This window comes from Nocardia inohanensis NBRC 100128, assembly GCF_001612945.1.
GTDB classification, from domain to species: Bacteria; Actinomycetota; Actinomycetes; order Mycobacteriales; family Mycobacteriaceae; genus Nocardia; species Nocardia inohanensis.
In genome coordinates, this window is record NZ_BDBK01000008.1 from 30,414 (window position 1) to 52,137 (window position 21,724).

At 68.0% G+C, this 21,724-nt stretch carries 19 protein-coding genes and 1 pseudogene; 7 read left to right on the forward strand and 13 right to left on the reverse strand.

The window, feature by feature from the left end:
* Window positions 1-25: 25 nt before the first annotated feature.
* Window positions 26-2,041, reverse strand: coding sequence for an AMP-binding protein (locus NI1_RS15890; RefSeq protein ID WP_084523289.1), 2,016 nt, complete (start codon window positions 2,039-2,041; stop codon window positions 26-28).
* A gap of 202 nt (window positions 2,042-2,243) precedes the next feature.
* Entirely contained in the window at window positions 2,244-2,651 is a 408-nt protein-coding gene (locus NI1_RS15895; protein WP_067820728.1) for a hypothetical protein, read from the reverse strand.
* 175 nt (window positions 2,652-2,826) lie between these two features.
* Between NI1_RS15895 and NI1_RS15900 the strand changes: the two genes are divergently transcribed.
* Window positions 2,827-3,744 carry a hypothetical protein gene (locus NI1_RS15900; protein ID WP_067820731.1) on the forward strand — a complete coding sequence of 306 codons (918 nt, stop codon included), beginning with the start codon at window positions 2,827-2,829 and terminating at the stop codon, window positions 3,742-3,744.
* 10 nt (window positions 3,745-3,754) lie between these two features.
* Here NI1_RS15900 and NI1_RS15905 read toward each other — a convergent pair whose 3' ends face one another.
* Entirely contained in the window at window positions 3,755-4,564 is an 810-nt protein-coding gene (locus NI1_RS15905; protein WP_067820734.1) for an Rv1486c family protein, read from the reverse strand.
* 262 nt (window positions 4,565-4,826) lie between these two features.
* Between NI1_RS15905 and NI1_RS15910 the strand changes: the two are divergent.
* Window positions 4,827-7,007 (forward strand): annotated as a pseudogene (locus NI1_RS15910) (MMPL family transporter); the annotation flags it as partial.
* A 16-nt stretch (window positions 7,008-7,023) separates the two neighbouring features.
* Here NI1_RS15910 and NI1_RS15915 read toward each other — a convergent pair.
* Window positions 7,024-7,848, reverse strand: coding sequence for a DUF3097 domain-containing protein (locus NI1_RS15915; RefSeq protein ID WP_067822342.1), 825 nt, complete (start codon window positions 7,846-7,848; stop codon window positions 7,024-7,026).
* Between the two features lie 175 nt (window positions 7,849-8,023).
* Between NI1_RS15915 and NI1_RS15920 the strand changes: the two genes are divergently transcribed.
* Both NI1_RS15920 and NI1_RS15925 read left to right on the forward strand, forming a co-directional pair.
* On the forward strand, window positions 8,024-8,455 hold the full coding sequence (locus tag NI1_RS15920; protein WP_067820738.1) for an NfeD family protein: 432 nt from the start codon (window positions 8,024-8,026) through the stop codon (window positions 8,453-8,455).
* Window positions 8,456-8,458: 3 nt separating this feature from the next.
* A complete protein-coding gene (locus tag NI1_RS15925) occupies window positions 8,459-9,661 on the forward strand; it encodes an SPFH domain-containing protein (protein ID WP_067820741.1) in 1,203 nt (400 codons plus the stop codon).
* A 50-nt stretch (window positions 9,662-9,711) separates the two neighbouring features.
* On the opposite strand, the gene NI1_RS15930 is transcribed toward NI1_RS15925, so the two are convergent.
* The 6 genes from NI1_RS15930 to NI1_RS15955 form a co-directional block, all read right to left on the reverse strand.
* A complete protein-coding gene (locus NI1_RS15930) occupies window positions 9,712-10,650 on the reverse strand; it encodes a TauD/TfdA dioxygenase family protein (RefSeq protein WP_067820745.1) in 939 nt (312 codons plus the stop codon).
* Between the two features lie 36 nt (window positions 10,651-10,686).
* Window positions 10,687-12,036 carry an LLM class flavin-dependent oxidoreductase gene (locus tag NI1_RS15935; protein ID WP_067820748.1) on the reverse strand — a complete coding sequence of 450 codons (1,350 nt, stop codon included), beginning with the start codon at window positions 12,034-12,036 and terminating at the stop codon, window positions 10,687-10,689.
* Between the two features lie 28 nt (window positions 12,037-12,064).
* Window positions 12,065-12,940 (reverse strand): ABC transporter permease, encoded by an 876-nt coding sequence (locus NI1_RS15940; RefSeq protein ID WP_067820750.1) that lies wholly within the window; start codon window positions 12,938-12,940, stop codon window positions 12,065-12,067.
* Window positions 12,933-13,766 (reverse strand): ABC transporter ATP-binding protein, encoded by an 834-nt coding sequence (locus tag NI1_RS15945; protein ID WP_067820753.1) that lies wholly within the window; start codon window positions 13,764-13,766, stop codon window positions 12,933-12,935. The genes NI1_RS15940 and NI1_RS15945 overlap by 8 nt, the downstream gene beginning before the upstream one ends.
* Window positions 13,763-14,842, reverse strand: coding sequence for an ABC transporter substrate-binding protein (locus NI1_RS15950; protein WP_067820756.1), 1,080 nt, complete (start codon window positions 14,840-14,842; stop codon window positions 13,763-13,765). Before NI1_RS15950 ends, NI1_RS15945 begins: the two co-directional genes overlap by 4 nt.
* A gap of 251 nt (window positions 14,843-15,093) precedes the next feature.
* Entirely contained in the window at window positions 15,094-15,870 is a 777-nt protein-coding gene (locus tag NI1_RS15955; RefSeq protein ID WP_067820759.1) for an IclR family transcriptional regulator, read from the reverse strand.
* Window positions 15,871-16,392: 522 nt separating this feature from the next.
* Between NI1_RS15955 and NI1_RS15960 the strand changes: the two genes are divergently transcribed.
* On the forward strand, window positions 16,393-16,698 hold the full coding sequence (locus NI1_RS15960; RefSeq protein WP_157535197.1) for a transglycosylase family protein: 306 nt from the start codon (window positions 16,393-16,395) through the stop codon (window positions 16,696-16,698).
* Between the two features lie 89 nt (window positions 16,699-16,787).
* On the opposite strand, the gene NI1_RS15965 is transcribed toward NI1_RS15960, so the two are convergent.
* The 3 genes from NI1_RS15965 to NI1_RS15975 are packed head-to-tail and all read right to left on the reverse strand — an operon-like array spanning window position 16,788 to window position 19,476.
* Complete coding sequence (locus tag NI1_RS15965) at window positions 16,788-17,585, reverse strand: ABC transporter ATP-binding protein (RefSeq protein WP_067820763.1); 798 nt, start codon at window positions 17,583-17,585, stop codon at window positions 16,788-16,790.
* Complete coding sequence (locus NI1_RS15970) at window positions 17,582-18,634, reverse strand: taurine ABC transporter substrate-binding protein (protein WP_245663244.1); 1,053 nt, start codon at window positions 18,632-18,634, stop codon at window positions 17,582-17,584. Before NI1_RS15970 ends, NI1_RS15965 begins: the two co-directional genes overlap by 4 nt.
* Window positions 18,631-19,476, reverse strand: coding sequence for an ABC transporter permease (locus tag NI1_RS15975; protein ID WP_067822343.1), 846 nt, complete (start codon window positions 19,474-19,476; stop codon window positions 18,631-18,633). The genes NI1_RS15970 and NI1_RS15975 overlap by 4 nt, the downstream gene beginning before the upstream one ends.
* Window positions 19,477-19,755: 279 nt before the next feature.
* On the opposite strand from NI1_RS15975, the gene NI1_RS15980 reads away from it, so the two are divergent.
* Window positions 19,756-20,691 (forward strand): pyridoxamine 5'-phosphate oxidase family protein, encoded by a 936-nt coding sequence (locus NI1_RS15980; RefSeq protein ID WP_067822347.1) that lies wholly within the window; start codon window positions 19,756-19,758, stop codon window positions 20,689-20,691.
* Between the two features lie 21 nt (window positions 20,692-20,712).
* Entirely contained in the window at window positions 20,713-21,723 is a 1,011-nt protein-coding gene (locus NI1_RS15985; protein WP_169815585.1) for an AraC family transcriptional regulator, read from the forward strand.
* Window position 21,724: the final 1 nt, after the last annotated feature.

A 21,724-nucleotide genomic window follows, 5' to 3' on the forward strand; every position in this document is an offset into this window, starting at 1 on the left:
CCGCCGTGCGCCCGAGGCGGTTCGGCTACGGGGTGGGATCCTCGGCGGCGGCGTTCAACAACCGTTTGAGCACCTTGCCCGTCTCACCGCGCGGCAAGGCTTGGAGGAAGACGATGTCGCGCGGAACACTGAAGCGGCTCAACCGATTCCGCACATACCGGCGCACCATCTCCGGGTCGAGCCCGGACCCCTCCCGTTTGACGATGTAGGCGGCCAGCCGCTGGCCGAAGTCGTGGTCCGGCACGCCGACCACGGCGACCTCGCTGACCTGGGGGAGATGGGCGAGCGCCTCCTCGACCGGGCGGGGGAAGACGTTCTCCCCGCCCGAGATGATCATCTCGTCGTCGCGTCCGGCGATGAACAATCGGCCCGCCGCATCGAGATATCCGAGATCGCCGGTGTCGAGCAGACCGCCGACCTCGTCCGGTGGCGGGCAGTTGACGTAGCCGTCGAACAGCATGTGGTTGCCGACGTATATGCGTCCGGTCGCGCCGACCGGCACCGGCCGCCGATCCTCGCCCAGCACAGCCACTTTGGTGCCCAGCGGCGGCCGCCCGGCGGTGGTGGGGGAGACGCGCAGATCCGCCGGGGTGGCGATGGTCGCCCACGAGACCTCCGTGGATCCGTACACGTTGTACAGGACGTCGCCGAAGACGTCCATGAACCGCAGTACCGTCGCCCCGGCCAGCGGCGCCCCGCAGCTGGCGACCACGCGCAGGCTGGAAATGTCGTAGCGGGCGCGCACACTGCCGGGCAGATCGAGAATGCGCTGCACCATGGTCGGCACCACCACCAGCACCCCGGCCCGGTGCTCGGCGATCAGCCGCAGGCACTGCTCGGCGTCGAAATCCTCCGACAGCACGACGATGTCACGCAATGCCACGCTCAATTGCAGCGCGGCCAGCCCCCAGGTGTGGAACAGCGGCGCCGCGATGAGGATGGTCTCGTTCATCCGCAACGGGATTCGTGACAGCAGCGCGGCGACGGTGGCGAAACCCTTGGCGTGCGGGCGGCGCGCGCCCTTCGGGGTGCCGCTGGTCCCGCTGGTAAGCACCACCAACCGCCCCGGCCGGGTGGGTCGCGGGAACTCGGGTCCGCCGGTCGCCACCAGCTCGGCGATGCTGTCCGGCCCGGCGTCATCGGTCCGATAGCGGCGGATATCGGCGTGCAGATAGTGGACGAGCGGCTCGAGGTCGCCGTCCACGAACAGCGTCCCGAGCCGATGCCGCTGCACGATGTCCTCGATGCGCCGCGCCGAGAGTCCGGCATTGAGCAGCACCACATCCACCCCGAGTTTGCCTGCCGCGACCATGGTTTCGACCATGCCGAGCCGGTTGCGCGCGAGCAGCCCCACCGCGTCCCCGGCGGCCAGCCCGAGTTCGGCCATGGCGCACGCCAGCGCGTGACTGCGCTCGTGCATTTCGCGGAAGGTCCGGCTGCCCGCGTCATCGACCACGGCCGTCCGACCGGGTGAGCCGGCGGCCGCCACCGCATACCCGCCGGCCAGATTGAATCCCCATCTGACCAGCTGTCTTACGCCGCGATCGATGCGTCCGGCGACGACGCCGGTCGAGACCATCTGCCGGGCCACCCGCAATCGCCGCCGCAGCGGTGTGTCCTCGCCGTTGTCCACGATGGAAGTCGGTGTGCCGGAAGCGAGTTCGCCCAGCCTGCGCAGCGCGTCGCGGGTCCACTCGGTGACCGCCGAATTCGATTGTCCGGCAACCACCGGATGCATCCGGCCCGGCGCGAAGTAGGTGACCGTGGCCCGAGTGTGCTCGCCGCAGGCCCGCAACCGGATCAACGCGAAGCTGCCGGTGTCCGGGCACTGGATCTCCAGCCCGTCGCCGTGTCCGCGCCGCACCTCGACGCTCACCGCTGCAATCCCGGCCTCGGGTGTCCCGATCCGGAGCTGCCACCGCGCTCCGCCGTCCGGCAGGGCGATCCGTTCACAAGCGCCGATTCCGGCGCAGATCCGCGGATACACCTGCGGGTCGCTCAGCAGTTCCCGCAGCGGCTGCGGCGCGACCGGCAGCTCCATGGTCGTATCAAATATCTCGGTTACCACAATCTCGCGGTTCTGGCCGGGCCGATTCCACCATCCCGAATCGGCGGGAGCCTCTTTATATCCGCGCGCCCATGGTCGGCCGACCATGATCATGGGGTTCTGTGACGCCGCCCTGCCGGGGACGGAATCGATTGTGGGAGTCGCCAATGCCGCGACCGCAGCCGCGGCAGTGGGGCTAACCCAGCGTCACTACCTTGGCCTGGCCGGAGACCACGTTCTCGCCGCTATCCACCAGCGCCACCCGGACCTGCACCGTCTGGCCCGCCGCGAGCGGGGTGGAGGCGGCCGAGGCCGGAGTGAGCACGACGACGGTGGTGTGGGCGGTGCCATCGCAGCTGACATCGGATTGGGTGCCGGTGGCCGAGGGGCTCTCGGCGTTGGGATCGCCGGCCATGGCCTGGATGCTCGCGACCCCGGCCGCGGCCTCACAGGTGTAATCGACCTGCACGTTCGCGGGACCGACGCCGCTGACGTCGATGGTGTTGGCCGCCGCCGCGGGCCCCGCCGTCGCGGCCACCCAGCCCAATGCGCCGCAGACGGCGAAGGCGAGTACGGGTCGTCGGTGATTGCTGATCTGCGCCATGGATCTTCGTCCTCCTGCGTCGTGGAATGATTTCCGAACACGCTCAGAAGAGATCGCGGCCGTCGCGCACCGCCCATCCATGGTCCCAGATCAGGACTCGGCCGCGCGCTCCGGCACGGTCACGCCGGTGGGTTCCGGCTTGGTTAGCCGCCGGATCGACGGGTAGTCGGCAGAGATGAAGGATGCGCCGATTCCCTGCAACGACCTGGTGACCAGTGCGGATGCTTTCTACGACGGCCCGCGCGCTTCCGACGTCTACGACAATCGATTCCACGGCAGCCATGCGGTACCGCATCTGGATACCCATGTCCCGCAAGGGCTGGCGGCCTGGTCGAACTGGGACGGTGAGAACGATCTGCTGTTGATCACCGCCTGCGTCCCGGACAGCGACGAGAACGCCTACCTCATCGGGTTGGACGCGAAGTCCGGAAAGCACATCGGCACAGCGCGAATCGACCCGACGCACGGTGGCGCGATCGCGGTTCTGGAGGAACAGGGCTGGGCATTCATCTCCGGCACCCAGCACAACCTGGTGCGTGCCTACCCGCTCGACAGGTTGCGCGGAGCGATCGCCGATTCGTCGCATATCGCCGCGGACGGCACCGACCGCGAGGTGTCCGGCGGTTCCTCACTCCTGGCCGGTCACGGTCCGACCGGCACCCTGTGGGCCGGTGCGCACGAACCCGACACCCGCGCCGAAATGTACTCCTACCGAGTCGATTCCAACGGCGAGCTGGACCACCGTGAAGGGCCGTGGGAGTTACCCCAGCAGACGAGAGGCGTGGCCGTCACCAGCGAGGTGTTCATCTACAGCACCTCCCACGGCGGTGCCGACAACAGCACGCTCTTTGTCGTGCGGCGTGGTGAGGACGCGGTGGAGCTCGATACCGCCCGGCTCCTCTGCTTCCGCTCCCCGAGCATGTCCGCCGGCCTGGCGATCCACGGCCAGGACATCTACGTCGTCTACGAATCGGGCGCGGCCCACCACCGCGCTGACCCGTCGAACCTGCCGCGCAACATCATCGAGCACCTGCACCGGGCCCAGATCTCCGAACTCGCCGACCTCCCACCCCACAGCGGCCCGAACGGTTAGCCGAGCCCGGTCAGCGGGCGTGCACGGCCGCGAGGCGGGCGGCGCGAATGGCATTCCAGAGCGGTCGCAGCAGCGATTCCTGTGCCGCGGCCGCGCTGGCCGAGGTCGGGGCGGAGGCCGGTTCGCGTTCGGCCACGGTCAAAATGGCCGCGACCTGGTCGGCGGAATCGAGGATGCGGCGGGCCCGCAGCGGCATGGATTCCGGGTAGGCGTGGCGGGTATGGTCGGCCAATTCGGCTTCGATCAACTCGCGGGGGCCGACGCCGCCGGTGTCCATGCGCGTGGTTTGCAATTGCTGTAGGGCGTCCGCGGCATCGCGTACCGCCTGCCGCATCGAATACTCGGCCTCGCCGAGCGGCATGTCCGGTTCGGCGCTGAGCGGGATCGGGGTGGCGTAAACCGTCCAGCGCAGGGTCTCGTCATCGGTCCACACCGGCACCAGCCCGGTGCCTTCGGTCCCGGGCGTTCCGAGCAGCAGTCCTTCACCGGCTTCGGTTGCGGCAGCGGCGAATTCGGAACCGGCGGGCAGTCCGCGGACGTCCCCGGGTACCGGCAGCACCAGTCGCATCTGGGCGTCGGGCGCGGCGGTGGCTTCCCGGATCAGCTTGAGCAGCACCATGATCCCGGCGCCGGGCGCCGCCTCGGCGTCGTCGTGCGCGGCCCAGGGCAGGCCGGTGTGGCCACCGGTCACCGGGTCCCCGGCCGCGACGCTCTGCTGCGGGGCCCAGGTGCGCAGGGCATCCAGCAGATCGTCGGGGGCGCTGCGGCCGGCCAGCCACGACCCGGCCCACACCGTCAGCGTCGTACTCGGTGAGCTCATTCCAACAGAATAACTGGGGGACAACTGGGGCATGGCCCGGAAATCGATCAACCGTTCGACGGTCGCGGGACTTGGTCTCGGGCAAGGGATCTGAGGGTCGGTTGTGGCGAGTCTGTGGATCCGGCCTGAATGTGAAACGGAAGTGGGTTCCCGGACGGTTGCATGTCGGACTCGTCAGTAATGTCGGGTGTGGGCAGCGGCTGCCGGCGGTTGGGCGGGCTGTTCGAAGGTGCACGGATCGGCTCGGATGAAGAGGGCATAGATGTTCGCGTGGTGGGGTGGTGTGGTCTACCGGCTGCGGTTCGGGGTGCTCGGGATCGTGGTGGCGGGGCTGCTGGCGTTGGGGGGCTACAGCGTCGGGGTGGCGGAGCATTTGACCGCGGGCGGGCTGGAGGATCCGGGGGCGGAGTCGTCGCAGGCGGCGCGGCTGGCGGATGAGGCGTTCGGGCGCAATCACGAGGTGGATGTGGCGGTGCTGTACACCGCGCCCGCGGGGAAGACGGTCGACGATCCCGAATTCAGCCGCAAGATCATCGACAATTTGAACAGCTTGCCGCGGGACTATCCCGAACAGATCTCCGGGATCAATGCCGCGTATTGGCGGACCGAGACCGGGAAGCTGAGCGGGGCGCAGGCCGCGACGAAGGATCGCACCCGGGCCATCGCGCTGATCGCGATTCGCGGTGACGGCGACACCGAGGTTTCGGCAAACTATCGAAAAGTCAAGGATGTCTTCTTCATTCCGGGGGTGGATGTCGAGGTCAGCGGTTTGCAGCCGGTGGCCGGGGAGTTGAACGACACCATGGCCGACGACCTGAGCCGGATGGAGCTCATCGCGCTGCCCGCGGTCGCGGTGCTGCTGTTCTTCATCTTCGGGGGGGTGGTCGCGGCGGCGCTGCCGTTGGCCATCGGCGGGCTGACCATGATCGGCGCGCTCGGGATCGTGCGCATCCTCACCAATTTCATCGAGGTCAACTCGTTCGTCTCCTCGGTGGTGACGATGATCGGGCTCGGGCTGGCCATCGACTACGGGCTGTTCATCGTCAGCCGCTTCCGTGAGGAACTCGCCGCCGGCCACGACAATCGCACGGCGGTACAGCGCACCGTGATGACCGCGGGCCGGACCGTGGTCTTCTCCGCGACCATGATCATCGCCAGCCTCGGCGGGATGCTGCTGTTCCCGCAGGGCTTCCTGAAATCGATGGCGTACGGGGCGATTACGACGGTCACCCTGGCCGCGCTGACCGCCATCACCATCCTGCCCGCCGCGCTCGGCATCCTGGGCGAGCGGGTGGATGCGCTGGGGTTCAAGCGATTCCGCAGCACCCAGACCGCGGAGCAGATCGAGAACGGTTTCTGGGGTCGATCCACCGCCTGGGTGATGAAGCATCCTTTGAAGATCGGCGTCTCGCTCTGCATCATCCTGCTGTTGCTCATCCTGCCGGTGCGGAACCTGGTCTTCGGCGGCTTCAGCGAAAAGTATCTGCCGCCGGACAATTCGGTTCGCATGGCCAAGGAACAGATCGACGAGCTGTTCCCGAACCGCCGGTCCGATCCCATCCAGCTGATCCTCGTCTCCGCCGACAGCACCGCGGTCGGCGCGGCCTGGCGAGAAGCCGGTGCGGCCCCTGGCTTGGACACGCCGTTCGAGGTACCGGCGCGCTCCACCATCGATCCGGACGTGTACCGGACCACCGCCACCGTCGCCGATGTGAACGACGCGGGCGAGACCATCGACTATCTGCGTTCGATCGAACTCCCCGAAGGCACAACGATGTTCGTCGGCGGCCTGCCCGCCATCCAGAAGGACAGCATCGACGCTCTGCTCGCCCGCATCCCGGTCATGGTGATCCTGGTCCTGTTGCTGACCACCCTGCTGATGTTCCTGACCTTCGGTTCCCTGGTCCTGCCGATCAAGGCCGCCCTGATGAGCGCCCTCGGCCTCGGCTCCACCCTCGGCATCCTGACCTGGATCTTCATCGAGGGCCACGGCGCGACCCTGCTCAACTTCACCCCGCAGCCCATCCAGGCCAATGTGCTGGTCCTGATCATCGCCATCATCTACGGCCTCTCCACCGACTACGAGGTCTTCCTCATCTCCCGCATGGTCGAAGCCCGCGCGGCCGGCGCGACCACCACCGAGGCCGTCCGCATCGGCACCGCCCACACCGGCCGCATCATCACCGCCGCCGCCCTCATCCTGCTGGTGGTGACCGGCGCTTTCGCCTTCTCGGACCTGGTGATGATGCAGTACATCGCCTACGGCATGATCGCCGCGCTCTTCATCGACGCCACCGTCCTGCGCATGCTCCTGGTCCCCGCCACCATGAAGCTGCTCGGCGACGACTGCTGGTGGGCCCCGGAATGGATGAAGCGAATCCAGCGCCGGATCGGCCTCGGCGAACCCACCCTGGAACCCGAAAAGCCTTTGCTGCCAACCGATTCCCTGACGGAGGCGGCTACTGGGGTTCGGTGACGAAGTCGATGAGGCGTTCGACCGCGCCGATGAGCGGAGTCTCCAAGTCGCGGTAGGAGGTTACGGCGTTGTAGACGCGCCGCCAGCCGTCTTGCGGTGTGCCCCAGCCCAATCGGCGGCAGATGCCGGTCTTCCAATCCTCGCCGCGAGGCACTTCGGGCCACGCCTTGATGCCTACCGCCGCGGGCCGGACGGCTTGCCAGACGTCGATGTAGGGGTGGCCGGTGACCAGGACGTGCGGGCCCAGGCCGGTGGTGAGGCCGGTTTCCTTGGAGCCGGTGACGAGATGGTCGACCAGCACGCCGACGCGGCGGCCGGGCCCGGGCTGGAAGTCGGTGAGGCGGGCGGCGAGGTGGTCCAGGCCCTCGAGCTGTTCCACCACGACGCCTTCGACGCGCAGGTCGTGCCCCCAGACCCGTTCGACCAGGGCGGCATCGTGGATGCCCTCCACCCAGATGCGGCTGGCCTTGGCGACCTGCGCCTTCACGCCCGCGACGCGGGTGGAACCGGAGGCCGAGCGGGTGGGCTGCTGCTGCGGCACGGCCTTCGGGCGAACCAGGGTGACGGGCTTGCCGTCGATGAGGAAGGCGGCTTCGCGCAGGGCGAAGAGCCGGACCCGGCCGGCGCGGTCCTCGAGTTTGACGAAGTCGCCGTCATAGCTGCGGTCGAATCCCACTACGGCGCCGCAGAATCCGGTGGCGGCGTCCTCGGCGACCAGGTCGCGTTCGGCGACTACCGTCGGGACCTCGCGTTTGCGCGTCCTGGAATGCCCGGAATAGATGTCGCCGTAACCGTGGTGCCCGTTCACGGGGGCGAGGGTACCGGGATCGGCGGCGAAACCCGGTCGCGCCGCGCCCAATCGGCACACGAGTGTGGGGGAGACCGCATCGGGACCGGGCGGATCGATTCGGAACGGGCGGTTCCGGCGGCAGGATGATCACGAAAACAGGCCGCCGACGGGCATGCCGACTACTGTTGGGGACGTGGCCGCAATCGTTTGGCTGGTCGCGGGGATCCTCCTCGCGGCGGCGGAGATGCTCATCGGGGATCTCACGCTGCTCATGCTGGGTGGCGCCGCGCTCGTCACGGCGGGGGTCAGCGGGCTGGCGGGGACCTCCGTGGTGGTGGATGCCGTGGTGTTCGGTGTCGCCGCGCTGGTGCTGATACTGCTGGTTCGCCCATTCCTGTTGCGGCGCTTCGCGACTCCGCCACCGCATCAGACCGGGGTGGCCGCGCTGCCGGGCAAGACCGCGAAGGTGATCGAGATGGTCGACGAGCACGGGGGCCGGGTGAAAGTGGACGGTGAAGTCTGGAGTGCGCGGCCGTTCGACCCCTCGGAGCAGTTCGAGGTGGGCGAGACCGTGTGCATCATGAAGATCGAGGGCGCTACCGCCGTCGTCTTGAAAGGGTCCTGAATCATGGGTGTACTCATTGTCGCCGCGGTATTGATCCTGCTGGTCGTGGTGGTGGTGTTCAAATCGGTGGCGCTGGTGCCGCAGGCCGAGGCGGCCGTCATCGAACGCCTGGGCCGCTATTCGCGGACCGTGTCCGGGCAGTTGACGTTCCTGGTGCCGTTCGCGGACCGGGTGCGCGCCAAGGTGGACCTACGCGAGCGGGTGGTGTCGTTCCCGCCGCAGCCGGTCATCACCCAGGACAACCTGACCGTGCAGATCGACTCGGTCGTCTACTTCCAGGTCACCAGCCCGCAGGCCGCGGTCTACGAGATCTCCAATTACATTGCGGCCGTGGAGCAGTTGACCATCACCACGCTGCGCAATGTGGTCGGCGGCATGACCCTGGAGGAGACCCTCACCTCCCGCGATCAGATCAACAGCCAGCTGCGCGGCGTGCTGGACGAGGCGACCGGCCGCTGGGGTCTGCGGGTGTCGCGCGTCGAGCTCAAGGCCATCGATCCGCCGCCGTCGATTCAGGAATCGATGGAGAAGCAGATGAAGGCCGACCGCGAGAAGCGGGCCATGATCCTCACCGCCGAAGGTCAGCGCGAGGCGTCGATCAAGACCGCCGAAGGCCAGAAGCAGGCGCAGATCCTGGCGGCCGAGGGCTCCAAGCAGTCGGCGATCCTGTCGGCCGAGGGTGAACGCCAGTCCCGGATCCTGCGCGCCCAGGGTGAGCGCGCCGCCGCCTACCTCCAGGCGCAAGGTCAGGCGAAGGCCATCGAAAAGGTTTTCGCCGCAATCAAATCCGGCAAGCCGACCCCCGAACTGCTGGCCTACCAATACATGCAGACGCTGCCGATGGTCGCCAAGGGCGATGCCAACAAGGTGTGGCTGGTGCCCAGCGATTTCGGCAAAGCCCTGGAGGGTTTCGCCCGTAACTTCGCGACCAAGGGCGAGGACGGGGTGTTCCGGTACGAGCCGGGCCAGGACGAGGAGACCGTCGAACGTCCCGAGGACGATTCCGAGGAGGTGGCCGGCTGGTTCGATACCGCCACCGATCCGGCCGCCGAACGCGCGGTGCGCGCCGCCGAAGCCGATGCCCGGACCCCGGTCGAGACCACCGGTATCCCGCCCCGCCCGCGTGCCGAAGAGCAACAGCCGCAACGGTATCGCCAGGATCCGGGCGATCAGCCGTGGCAGCCGCCGAAGCCCCTGGGCCGCTGACGAAACGAGCCCCTCGGCCGATCGGCCGAGGGGCTCGCGCGTGTGTGGGGTCAGTTCGCCGAACCCACGAACCGCTCACCGGCGATGGACCGCGACTCCTGACCGTCCACGCCGACCGGCACCTCGCCCTCGAGGGTGGTCCGGTAGAGCACCCGGGTGACGTCGAGATGATCCAGGTCGCTGGGCGCCAGGTGCGCGGTGGCGCGATTGTCCCAGAACGCGACACTGCCGTGCTCCCAGCGGAATCGGACCGTGTACGCCGGATCCGACAGCTCCGCGTACAGCAGTTCCAGCAGCGCGTCGCTCTGCCGCGGGCTCAATCCGACGATGCGGGTGGTGAAGCCCGGATTCACGAACAGCACCCGTTCCCCGGTCACCGGATGCACCCGCACCACCGGATGCTCGGTGACCAGGGGAGCGGCGGCGACCCGCTTGGCGTAATCGCTTTCGGAATCCCAGGCGGGCAGCTTCCCGCCGAATCGATGCTCGGCGCGCAGCCCGTCCAGGAACGATTTCAGCGACTCCGGCAGCCCCGCGTACGCCGCCGCCAGATTGGTCCACTGGGTGTCCCCGCCGCGCTCCGGTGCGATCTCGGCCCGCAGCAGTGATGCCGCCGGCGGGTTGATCAGCGGTGAGACATCGGTGTGCCAGTGATTGGTGTAGCTGAACTTCCGCTTCCCGAAACGCTTCTCGTACAGCCGGCTGTCCACGGCCAGGATCTCCGGATGCTCGGTCGGCGCGTCATCGTCGTAGGGATGCGACGGCGTCACCGCGCCGAACCGCCGCGAGAACGCGATCTGCTCGGCGTGCCCGATCTGCTGATCGCGGAAGAACAGCACCTTGTACTCGTGCAGCGCCGCGGTGAGCTCGGCGATCTGCGCTGCGCTGAAGTCGTCGCGCAGATCGATATCGCGGATCTCCGCTCCGATATGCCCGGCGACCGGTGCGATGGTGAATGTGCCGGTACGGTTTTCGGCCACAGTGGTCATGTTCGGTTCCTTCGGTGAGTTATCGGATCAATCGCTTCACGCCGTGGCGCGCGTCTCGGCCTGCTCCGCGAACTGGCTCTCGACGGGGTCGAGGCCGTAATGCCCGCGCAGCGTGGTGGCGGTGTAGTCGGTGCGGAACAGCCCGCGCTCCTGGAGGATCGGCACCACGCGGTCGACGAAGTCCTCCAGCCCGCCCGGCAGGTAGGGCGGCATGATGTTGAATCCGTCGGCCGCGCCCTGCTCGTACCAGGACTGCAATTCGTCGGCGACCTGTTCGGGCGTACCCGCGAAGGTGCGATGCCCGCGCCCGCCGCCCAGCTTGCCGATCAGCTGCCGCACGGTCAGTTCCTCGCGTTCGGCCAGGTCCTTCACCAGCGTGAATCGGCTCTTGCCGCCTTCGATTTCGCTCTCGGCGGGCAGCGGCGGCAGCGGGGCGTCCAGGGCGTGCTCGGTGAGATCCACCCCGAGCAGCGACGAGAGCTGCTTCAACGCGTAATCGGGGGAGATGAGGTCGGTGAACTCCTGCTCCAGCGCGCGGGCCTCGGCCTCGGTGTCGGCGATGAACGGCACCAGCCCCGGCAGCACCTTCAGCTCGTCGGCCGAACGCCCGTACTTGGCCAGGCGCGACTTCAGATCCCGGTAGAAGGCCCGGCCCTCTTCAATGCTGCGCTGCGCGGTGAACACGGCCTCGGCGTAGCGGGCCGCGAATTCCTTACCGCTCTCGGAGGATCCGGCCTGTACCAGCAGCGGCCGCCCCTGGGGTCCGCGCGGCGAGTTCAACGGCCCGCGCACCCGGAATCGTTCGCCCTGGTGATCGAGGGTGTGCACCTTCTCCGGATCGGCGAAGATCCCGGCTTCCTCATCGAGCACGATGGCCTCGGATTCCCAGCTGTCCCACAGCTTCACGGCCACATCCACGAATTCCTGCGCCCGCTCGTAGCGCCGCGCGTGCTCGGGAATCGAGTCGTAACCGAAGTTGAACGCCTCGTCCTCGTTACCCGAGGTGACGATGTTCCACCCGGCCCGCCCGCCGCTGATGTGATCGAGCGAGGCGAACTTGCGGGCCAGATTGAACGGCTCGTTGTAGGTGGTGGAGGCGGTGGCGATGAGCCCCACGTGTTCGGTGGCGGTGGCGATCGCCGCGAGCAGCGTGACGGGTTCGAACACCGCGAGGGTATTGCGCTTGATGCGCGGCCCGACCGCCAGCCCGTCGGCGAAGAACACCGAATCCAGCTTGCCGCGCTCGGCGATGCGGCCCAGCTCCTGGAAGTGCTTCACATCCAGGACCCGGTGCGCCTCGGTGCGCGGATGCCGCCAGGCGGCTTCGTGGTGGCCGACGCCCATCAGGAAGGCATTGAGGTGAAAAGGCTTACGCGACTCGGTCATACGAGGATTCCTTAGCAAGTGTGGTCGGTCAGGCTTGGGTGCGCCAGCGGGAGAGCCGTCGTTCGATGGCGACCAGCACCCCGTTGAAAGTCAGCCCGACCAGGGAGATGGCGACGATGCCCGCGTACATGTCGGGAATCTGGAAGTTCTGCTGCGCGGCGGTGATCAGATAGCCCAGACCCGCGCGCGCACCGACCATTTCGGCGGCGATGAGCACCAGAATGGAGGCCGAGGCCGCCATCCGGATGCCGGTGAAAATGCTCGGCACGGAGGCGGGCAGCACCACTTTCAGGAACAGCGGGATAGGCGAGAATCCCAGCGACACCGCCGATTTGACCAACAGCGGATCCACGGTCCGGACGCCGGTGATGGTATTGAGCAGGATCGGGAAGAAGCTGGCGTACACCACCAGAGCGATCTTGGAGGTCTCGCCGATGCCGAGGATCAGCACGAACACCGGCAGCAGGGCCAGCGCGGCGGTATTGCGGAACAGTTCGAGAATCGGGCTCAGGAACTCCGCGACCGGCCGGTACCAGGCGATCGCCACACCCACCGGAACCGCGGTCGCGAGCGCGATGGCGAACCCGGTGAACGAGCGGGTGAGGCTCGCCGAGACATGCTCCTGGAGTTGGCCGTTGCGGATGAGCCCGAGCCCGGCGTCCAGGACGGCGGTGAACGGCGGCAGGAACACCTCGTCCACCAGTCCGAGCCGGGGCGCGGCCTCCCACAGGGCCAGGAACAGGGCGATGACCAGCGTGGGTTTGACCACCCGCCACACCACCCGGCCGGTAGTGCGGGCGACCCGCGCCGCCGAGCCGGATTCCCCGGCCCGCGCCGGTGCTCGATCGGTCTCGGTGACCGGTGGGGCGGTGGTGACCGGTGCGATGGCGATGGCACTAGACATGGCTGTTCCCGTCCGCGGCGAGCGCCGCTTTCTCGAGTCCCTGCGCCCGCGTGACCTCGTCGTGCAGCAGAGTCCAGATGTGATGGCGGATATCGCGGAAGCGTTCACTGGAGCGGATGTCCTGGTCCCCGCCGCGCTCCAGGTCGATATCAACCACGGCCTTGACCCGTCCGGGCCGCGAGGTGAGCACCGCGACCCGCTGCCCCAGATACACCGCCTCGTCGATGCCGTGGGTGATGAAGAGAATGGTCTTGCCGGTGGCCCGCCAGATCCGTAACAGCTCGTCCTGCAACGACTCCCGGGTCTGCGCGTCCAGCGCCGCGAACGGTTCGTCCATCAGCAGCACTTCCGGGTCGAAGGCCAGGCTGCGCGCGATGGCCACCCGCTGCTTCATCCCGCCGGACAGTTCGTGCGGATACCGGTCGCCGAATCCGGCCAGACCGACCAGCTCGAGGTATTCGTCCGCGATCCGCTTGCGTTCGCGCCGGCGAATACCCTTGGCCTCCAAGCCGAATTCGATATTGGCGCGCGCCGTGCGCCAGGGCAGCAGCGCGTACTGCTGGAACACGATCCCGCGATCGAGACCGGGGCCGGCGATCGGCGCGCCATCGAGCAGGATCTGCCCGCCGGTCGGCTTGCTCAACCCGCCCAGCAGATCGAGCAGCGTCGATTTGCCCGACCCGCTGGGCCCGACCAGCACCAGGAACTCCCCGTCGCGCACCTCGACGCTGATGTCCTCGATGGCGGTGAAGGACTCCCGCTCACCGCGGACCGCGAACTCCTTGCGCACCCCCGAAAGGGCGAGTTTCACCGTTGCCGTACTCATTTCGCCACCTGCTCACCGCTCGGGCCGCTGGTCGCCGGGTAGGTGCCATTGGCGTAGGGATTGTCCTGATTGGTGTAGATGTCCTTGGCGGCGATCTTGCCCGCGGGCAGTTCGCCGTTGCGGACCAGCCAATCGATCCAGATCTGCAATTCACGCTCGGCGATGACGCCGCCCGCCACCGGAATTCCCGAACTCTTCCAGTACTGCAAGAGGTTCACGTTCTCGTTCCGCCCGCGCTTCTCGATGATCGACTTGAATTCGGCGAGCACCTCCTCGCGTGGCGTGACTTGCAGCCAGCGGGTGGCCCGTGCGGTGCCCTGCACGAAATCCCGCACCGCTTCCGGATGCGACTTGATGTAGTCGTTCCGGAAAACATAGGTGCCGTAATCGAATTGTCCGAACAGATCCTTGTCGGTATACAGCGTATGTATGCCGCCGCGCCCGACCGCGGTGTCCCGGAATACTCCGCCGAGGGCGGCCGCGTCGATCTGGCCGTTGCGGAGCGCGTCCTCGGTATTGGCCGGCGGCAGCACCACCAATTGCACCTGTTTGATCTCGGCGTCGCTGAGTCCCTGATCGTGCAACCACTGGCGGGTGATGAATTCGTGGTGCGCGCCCAAGGTGTTCACGCCGACCTTCTTGCCGATCAGATCGCGCGCCGCGGTGATTCCCGAATCGTCGCGCACGAAATACCCGGTGAAGGATTGCTCGTCCGCGCCATAGGAACTGAGCACGGAGGTGACCGGCGCGCCGCCGGCGATGAGCTTGACGACCGCGCCGTTGAAGGCGCTGCCGAACTCGATCTGCTTGGTCGCGGCCGCCTGGATATTGGCCGGGCCGCTGGTGGTGTCGCCCTCCCAATGCAGCTCGATCTTGGTGAAGTAGCCGAGGTCGGCGGCGAGCTCGACGGCCGAGACCTGGCCGGTGGAGCCCTGATAGCGAATTACCGTGCGGCCGTCGGCGGTGGTGCCCGCCTCGGTTTTCGCGCAGCCGGTGAGCGTCGCGAGCGCGGCGGTGACGGCGACCGCGGCCACCAGGGCGCGGCGCAGCGGTGAGCTGCGGAGTGACAGATGCATTGCTGATTCTTTCGGTGGGGACGCCGGAACGGCGAAGTTCGAATACGAAGGAATCAGGCGGAACAGATGCCGTGCGCGACACGCATGAGATCGACTGCGCGCCGGCGGGTGAGAAGCGAAGGCAGCACTCCGAATCCTTTGCGGGAGTAGTCCTGTGCGGAAATGGCGGTATTCACCGGTGGCCCATATGGTGCGGTGGGTTCGGGTCGCGCGGCAACCGCCGTTTCACGATGTGGAAATCAGCGTGATTCTTATTCGGCGCCGGAAAGCATTGGGGCGCCGGAGGTTTGGAAAAGCGGCGCGATACGGCCCGCGGCCACCCGCATGGCCGGCACGATATTGCGCACCAGGGCGTCATCGAGGCGGGCCGACCGGGCCTGAACCGCCAGCGCGCCGCGCACCCGCCGGTCGGGCCCGAGAATGGGCACGGCGATGGCGCGGATCGGGTCCTCGGTCTCGATGAGCTCGCTGGCGAATCCGGTGCGGCGCACGCGATCCAGTGTGGTGTGGGGGAGGGCCGCGCGCGAATCCCGCTGGGCGGCATGGGCTTCCATGATGGCCCCGGTGGGAGAGTAGGCCAGCAGCGCATGCCCCACCGCGCTGGCGCGCAGCGGCTGGCGGGCCCGCGGCACCTGGTTGGGGCAGAAGAACACCGGCGGCCGGGCCTGGAAGACGGTCACCGCATCGCGGTCCTCGGCCACGCTCACGCTCACGGTGATCTTGATGCCCGCGGCCAGTGCGTACAGGTGCGGGGCGGCCGAATCCAGGCCGAGGCGGGTGAGCGCGGGCCGGGCGAGCGAGGCCAAGCCGTGACCTATGCGGTAACGATCGGTGGCCGGGTCCTGTTCGAGCAGGCCGCCGCGCACCAGCGCCTGGGCCAGCCGGTGGGTGGTGCTCACCGGTAGCCCGGCCCGGGCCGCCAGCTCCACCAGCGACAACTCCGGATCGTTGCCCTCGAAGCAGCTCAGGACCTGGACGGCGCGGTCGACCGCGCGGGTGCCGGAACGGGGCTCGTCGGTGGTGCTCATGGCTGCTCCTGCCGAGGGGTGAGAGGGCGTTCCCGGCACTATCCCCAGTGCGCCGACCTGGGGCAATGATTGCGCGCAGCGCGATCCCAGCCGGTCAGCGCGCGAATGCCGAGCCGCCGCCCCGGTAATTGGCGGATAACGGCATCGCTTTGTTTCGGGTTTGTATTACGCGAGCCGGATCACTAAATGCCCGTGACCTCCGTCACAAAATTGCCGGTGAATTCGGCGTTTGTAATTTACCGGGCATCGGATGTCAGCTGCGAAAAGCCGCAATTTGTACCGAATGCCACTTTGTCAACCCCTCGTAATCCGAACGTGATTCGTCGTGATAGTTCCGTTACCGTCGCTCTCGGCTCGGATAACCGAGCTCGTACTCGAATCGCCGAACACCGGCAAGCCCGTCCCGCGATTCGAACGCAACCGACATCCCTGGGGACGGGGACCCGCAGCTCGGAGCGCGGGCCGGCAGGGCGCAGGCAGGGAACCGAACTTATGCATCGCAACCGGAAGCTCACCACCCGCATGCTCGCCGCCACCGCGGCCGTCGGCGCGCTCGTGTCCGTCCCGTTCGCGCTGTCCACCGCGACCGCGTCGGCCGCCAGTGGCGACTGGGATGCTGTCGCGCAGTGTGAGAGCAGCGGCAACTGGGGCGCCAACACCGGCAACGGCTTCTACGGTGGCCTCCAGTTCACCCAGAGTACCTGGAACGCCTACGGCGGCGCGGGCAACGCTGCCAACGCCAGCCGCGAGGAGCAGATCCGCGTGGCCGAGAACGTGCTGGCCGGCCAGGGCCGCGGCGCGTGGCCGGTCTGCGGCGCTTACCTGTAAGCGCTTCGGCACCGCAGCACATCACGAGCCCCCACCGTCCCGCGGTGGGGGCTCGCGGCGTGTCGGGGCGATGGGATCGGCGGATGGGCCTAGGTGTGCGCGTCGTAGATCGCCCGCGCCAGTTCCGACTTCAGGGCTTGGAAATCAGGCATGGCGGTCACCGCGAGGGACCGGACCCCGCCGGGCTCGTCACCCGGCAACTCCACCCGCCGATCCACGATCACCCGCCCCGGCCGGGCGCTCATCACCAGCACCCGGGTGGAGAGGAACACGGCCTCCTCCACCGAATGCGTCACGAACACAATGGTTTTCCCGGCCTGCCGCCACAGGCGCAGCAGCTCCACCTGCAAACGTTCGCGGGTGAGCTGATCGAGGGCGCCGAACGGTTCGTCCATGAGGATGATGCGCGGGTCGTTGATGAGCACCCGGGCGATCTGGGCGCGCTGCTGCATGCCGCCGGAGAGTTCGTAGGGGCGTTTGCCCGCGGCGTCGGTGAGACCGACCAGTTCGAGCAGGCGGTCGGCCTCGGCACGGCGGGTCCTCTTGTCCACGCCACGGCATTTCGGGCCGAACTCGACATTGCCGCGTACTGACAGCCACGGGTAGAGGGTGGGGGCCTGGAAGACCACGCCTCGTTCCGGGGCGGGTCCCGCGATGCGGTCGTCGCCCACGCGCAGGGCACCGGTGCTGGGTTCCAGGAAGCCGCCGAGCAATTGCAGCAGGGTGGTCTTGCCGCAGCCGGACGGGCCGACGATGCTGACGAATTCGCCGGGTTCGATGACCAGATCGGTGGGGGAAAGGGCGACGGTGGAGCCGGTGGCGGTCTCGTAGGTCTTCGAGACCTCGGTCAGTACCACGCGGTCACGGGTGTCGACGGCGGCTGTCATTTCGTGCTCACCGCGCCGTCGGCGTAGACGGCCCCCGCATAGGTCTCCGGGGTGGCGAGCCCCTGAATCTCGCCCTGGCTCAACAGGAATTCGGCCGCGGAACGCAGATCGCTGCCCAGCTGCTTGCCGAGGTAGGCCGCTCCGGCCTGCGCCGGCGCGTCGAGATAGCCGTACTCACCCAGTTGCTTGCGGATATCGGCGACGGGGACACCCAGCTGCGCGGAGATACGGGTGGCGGCCGCATCGGGCGAAGTGTTGATCAGCTTGACCGCCCAGTTCTGCGCGGCCGTCCATACCTCCAGGAAGCGGGGATTGGCGGCGACGAACTCGGCGCGCGCGCCCTCGAGGTCGTAGGTCGGTTTGCCCGCCTTGGCGGTCTCGGCGGCGCTGGTGATCACATGCCCGTTCTTGGTCAGCTCCGACAGTGTCGGCTCCCAGACGAACGCCGCGTCGATGCCGCTGTCTCGCCACGCCGCCGCGATCGCGTCGGGCTGCATATTGACCAGGGTGACGTCGCGTTCGATTCCGGCGGCGGTGAGCGCGGCCAGCAGACTGTAGTGCGAGGTGCTCGCGAACGGCACCGCGATCTTCTTGCCGCGCAATCCGGTCACGCTGGTGACAGCCGGGTCCTTCACCACCAGTGATTCGGCCGCGCCGATCACATCGTGCACCCACACCACCTTCATGGCGATATTCAGTGGGGCCGAAATCGCCCGCGCGGCAGCGGAACTGCCGAGCAAGCCCATATCCACGGAATTGGATCCGAATGCCTGGATGACGGTGGCCCCGGAGGCGAACTTGCTCCAGGTGATCTTCGCCTTGGGCAGGCAGGTCTCCAGCACGCCGGCGTCCTTGACGACCAGCGCACCATTGGGAATATCCTGGTAGCCGAGTCGCACTGTGCCGGTGAAGGATTCGTCCACCGCGACCGGGCAGGCGACTTGCTCCCCGCCGTCCCGCGATTGCGCGGTGCGCCCGGATTCGACGCAGCCGGTCAGTGTGACGGTCAGCGCACCGGCCAATGCCAGCGCCGCGAAAGTGGCTTTCACGCTTTGCCTTTCCACGGCACGACCAACGCGCCGATCCATTTGATGCCCGCGTCCAGAGTCAGCGCGGTCAATCCGATGACGATGATGCAGGCCATGGTCAGCGCCGTATTCAATTGCTGACCGGCCAGGAACGCCAGGCCGCCGATACCGGGGATGCCATTGTCGAGTTCGGCGGCGACCACGGTGGTCCAGGCGAATCCGATCGCCACCCGGATACCGCCGATCACATCGGGCAGGGTGGCGGGCAGCAAGACCCGGGTGACTACCTGAATCCGGTTCGCGCCCAGGGACCGTGCCGCGTTGACCCGGTCCGCCGAGACGCCGTGCACGCCGGAGATCGTCGCGATGACCACCGGCGGGAACGCGGCCAGGAACAGCAGCCAGATCTTGGAGGTATCGCCGATGCCGAACCAGACGATGAGCAGCCCGATGTATCCCAGCGGCGGCAGGGTACGCAGGAAGTTCAGGTACGGCTCCACCACCGCGCCGATGGTTTTCGAGGTGCCGAGTACGAAACCCACCAGCGGCCCGAGGACCACGGCCGCGCCCGCCCCGATGGCGATGCGCTGCAAACTGGCGACCAAGTGCTCCCACAGGAAGTAGTTCTGCTCCCCGCGCACCTCTCGTGGCACGCCGGGCGCGATCTCGTGCCAGCTGTTGGCGCGCAGGAACGCCTCCCACACCGCTCCGGGCCCCGGCAGGAATCGCGGATCGACCAGTTCGAAGGCCGCGACCAGCCACCACACGGTCACGAACGCGACCAGCGACAGCACCCGCACCGCGATGGCGCGCGCCCGCGACCCGGCGAAACCCGTTCGCGCCCTCCTCGTTTCGCGCGGCACCGGCGGGGCCGCGCCGTCCTCGCTGGTCGTGCCGTCGGCGACGGCGATCGGGGGAGAGGTCACGCGGGGGACTGCCTTTCCGGTCGAAGGGGGTGGACCGACGATCCCGACCCAGGCCGAAACCGTCCGGTCCGATCCTGTCCCCGTTCGAACGCCGCGAACACCTCCACGATCACCGTGATTCGAAGTCACCCGTCCGCGACGCGACGGCAATCACAAATTATCGCCTCGTTATCGAACCTCCACGTGATCTCGCCCGCCGGTTCCTACGCTCACACCATGACAGTTACCTGGCCCGACGAAGTCGACGCCGTCCTCGCCGGAGATCTGACCTGCGGCCTCGCCTACCTGACGCCGGCCGGCGGTGCGGTCGTCACCGCGGTGGCCCCGATCGGGCTGCGTGACCGCACCGCGGGCACCGTCGGCTTCACCACCTCCCTCGGGTTCGGTAAGAAGCTCGACCGCATGAAGCGAAACCCCAAGGTGGCCCTGGCTTTTCACACTCGCGAGCACGGCCTCGGCGCGCCGGAGAACCAGCGTTACGTCCTGGTGCAGGGCACCGCCACCTTCGACGAACACCCCGATCAAGCCATCCTCGACAGCATCGGCGTCCAAGCCACCCCGTATCTGGGCGCCCCGCGTCGCGGCCGTTTCTGGGACCGCTGGCTCAGCGCCTATTACGCGGACCGCGTGCTGGTGACCGTGCAGGTCGATCGCGTCATCGTCTGGCCCGACCTCACGGCCGCCAAATCACCCGAGGTGTACGGCGATCCGTTGCCGAGCGCACCGTCCGCGCCGCAAGCACCGCCCGCCAAAGGCACCGCGCCCCGCGTCGACGTGGCGAAGGCGGCCCGCAGGGCGGCGAAGCTTCCGCATCGGTTGCTCGCCTACCGTCAATCCGACGGTTACCCCGCCGTGGTCCCGGTCCGAATCTCCACCTCCGGGCCCGAGGGCATACACCTCACCGTGCCCGATTCCGTCCCCGAATCCGGCCGTCGCGCAGGGCTGCTCGCTCATGCCTATCGCCCGGCCCTCGTCGGTCTGGAGACCCGTCAGCACACCGGGTGGCTCGAGGTGACCGCCGACGATGCCGTCTACTCCCCGCATACCAGCGGCGGTTTCATCGCACCCCCGAACAAGACCCTCCTGCTGCTGGCCAATGGGTTCATGGCCCGGCGTGGCCTGAAACGAGCCGGTATAGACCGTTCGGTTTGAATGCTTCGCTATGCTCCGCCGGTGATCGAAGGCACCATCCCATTGCGAACCGCAGTCGTACTGCGGGATACGGCGGCCAAGGTGGGCGCGACGCCCTGGCACCTGGCCGGCTTCTCGGAGATGGATTCGGGGCGGCACGGGGACGAGCGGCTGCGGGTGCCCATCGAATCCGCTTGGCGGTTATGGGAATTGATCGGGGCGACCGGGGGACCGGGAGCCGGGTTGTGCGCGTCCGCGGCGGCCGATCGCGGCGTGCTCGGGGTTTGGGACTACCTGTTCACCAGCCGGGCGACACTGGCCGAGAGCCTGCGCGCGGTGATGGAGTTCCGTTCGGCGGTGACCGATCCCGCGGTGGTGTGGGAGGTCATCGAGGACGGCCGGGTGATGACGGTCCGGGTGGGCGTCGCCGCCGAGGCCGATCCGGTCTTCGTGCCGGTCGAGGAGTTCGTGCTGTCGCTCATCCTGCGGCGGGTGCGCGAGGCCACCGGAGAGCATGTGGTGCCGGCCCGAGTGGCGTTCACGCACCGGGTGACCCAGCGGCGGCGCGATCTGATCGACGAATTCGGCACCGGGCGAATCGATTTCGGTGCGCCGTATTCGGAGATCACGTTCCTGGACGCGGGAGCCCTGCCCACCGGCGGTGACCCGGGCCTGGGCGATGTGCTCTGCCGGTACGCCGGACTGATGCTGGAGACCTCGCGCAAGGCGCCGGACTGGCGGGACAAACTGCACGCCGCGATATCGGATGCGCTGGCCTGCGGTGAGATCGGCCTCGACGGGGTGGCGCAGCGGCTGGCGATCAGCCCGCGCACCCTCCAGCGCCGCCTGGCCGACATGGACACCACCTGGAGCGCGGAGATCGAGAACGTGCGGCACGAGCAGGCCCGGAACCTGCTGCGCGACACCGAACTTCCGGTCCAGACCATTGCGGCGCGGGTGGGGTACACCGATGCCCGCACCCTGCGCCGCGCCTTCCATCGCTGGTCCGGTCAGACTCCCGACGCGTTCCGCAAGCAGACGGCCGGAAGGTAGG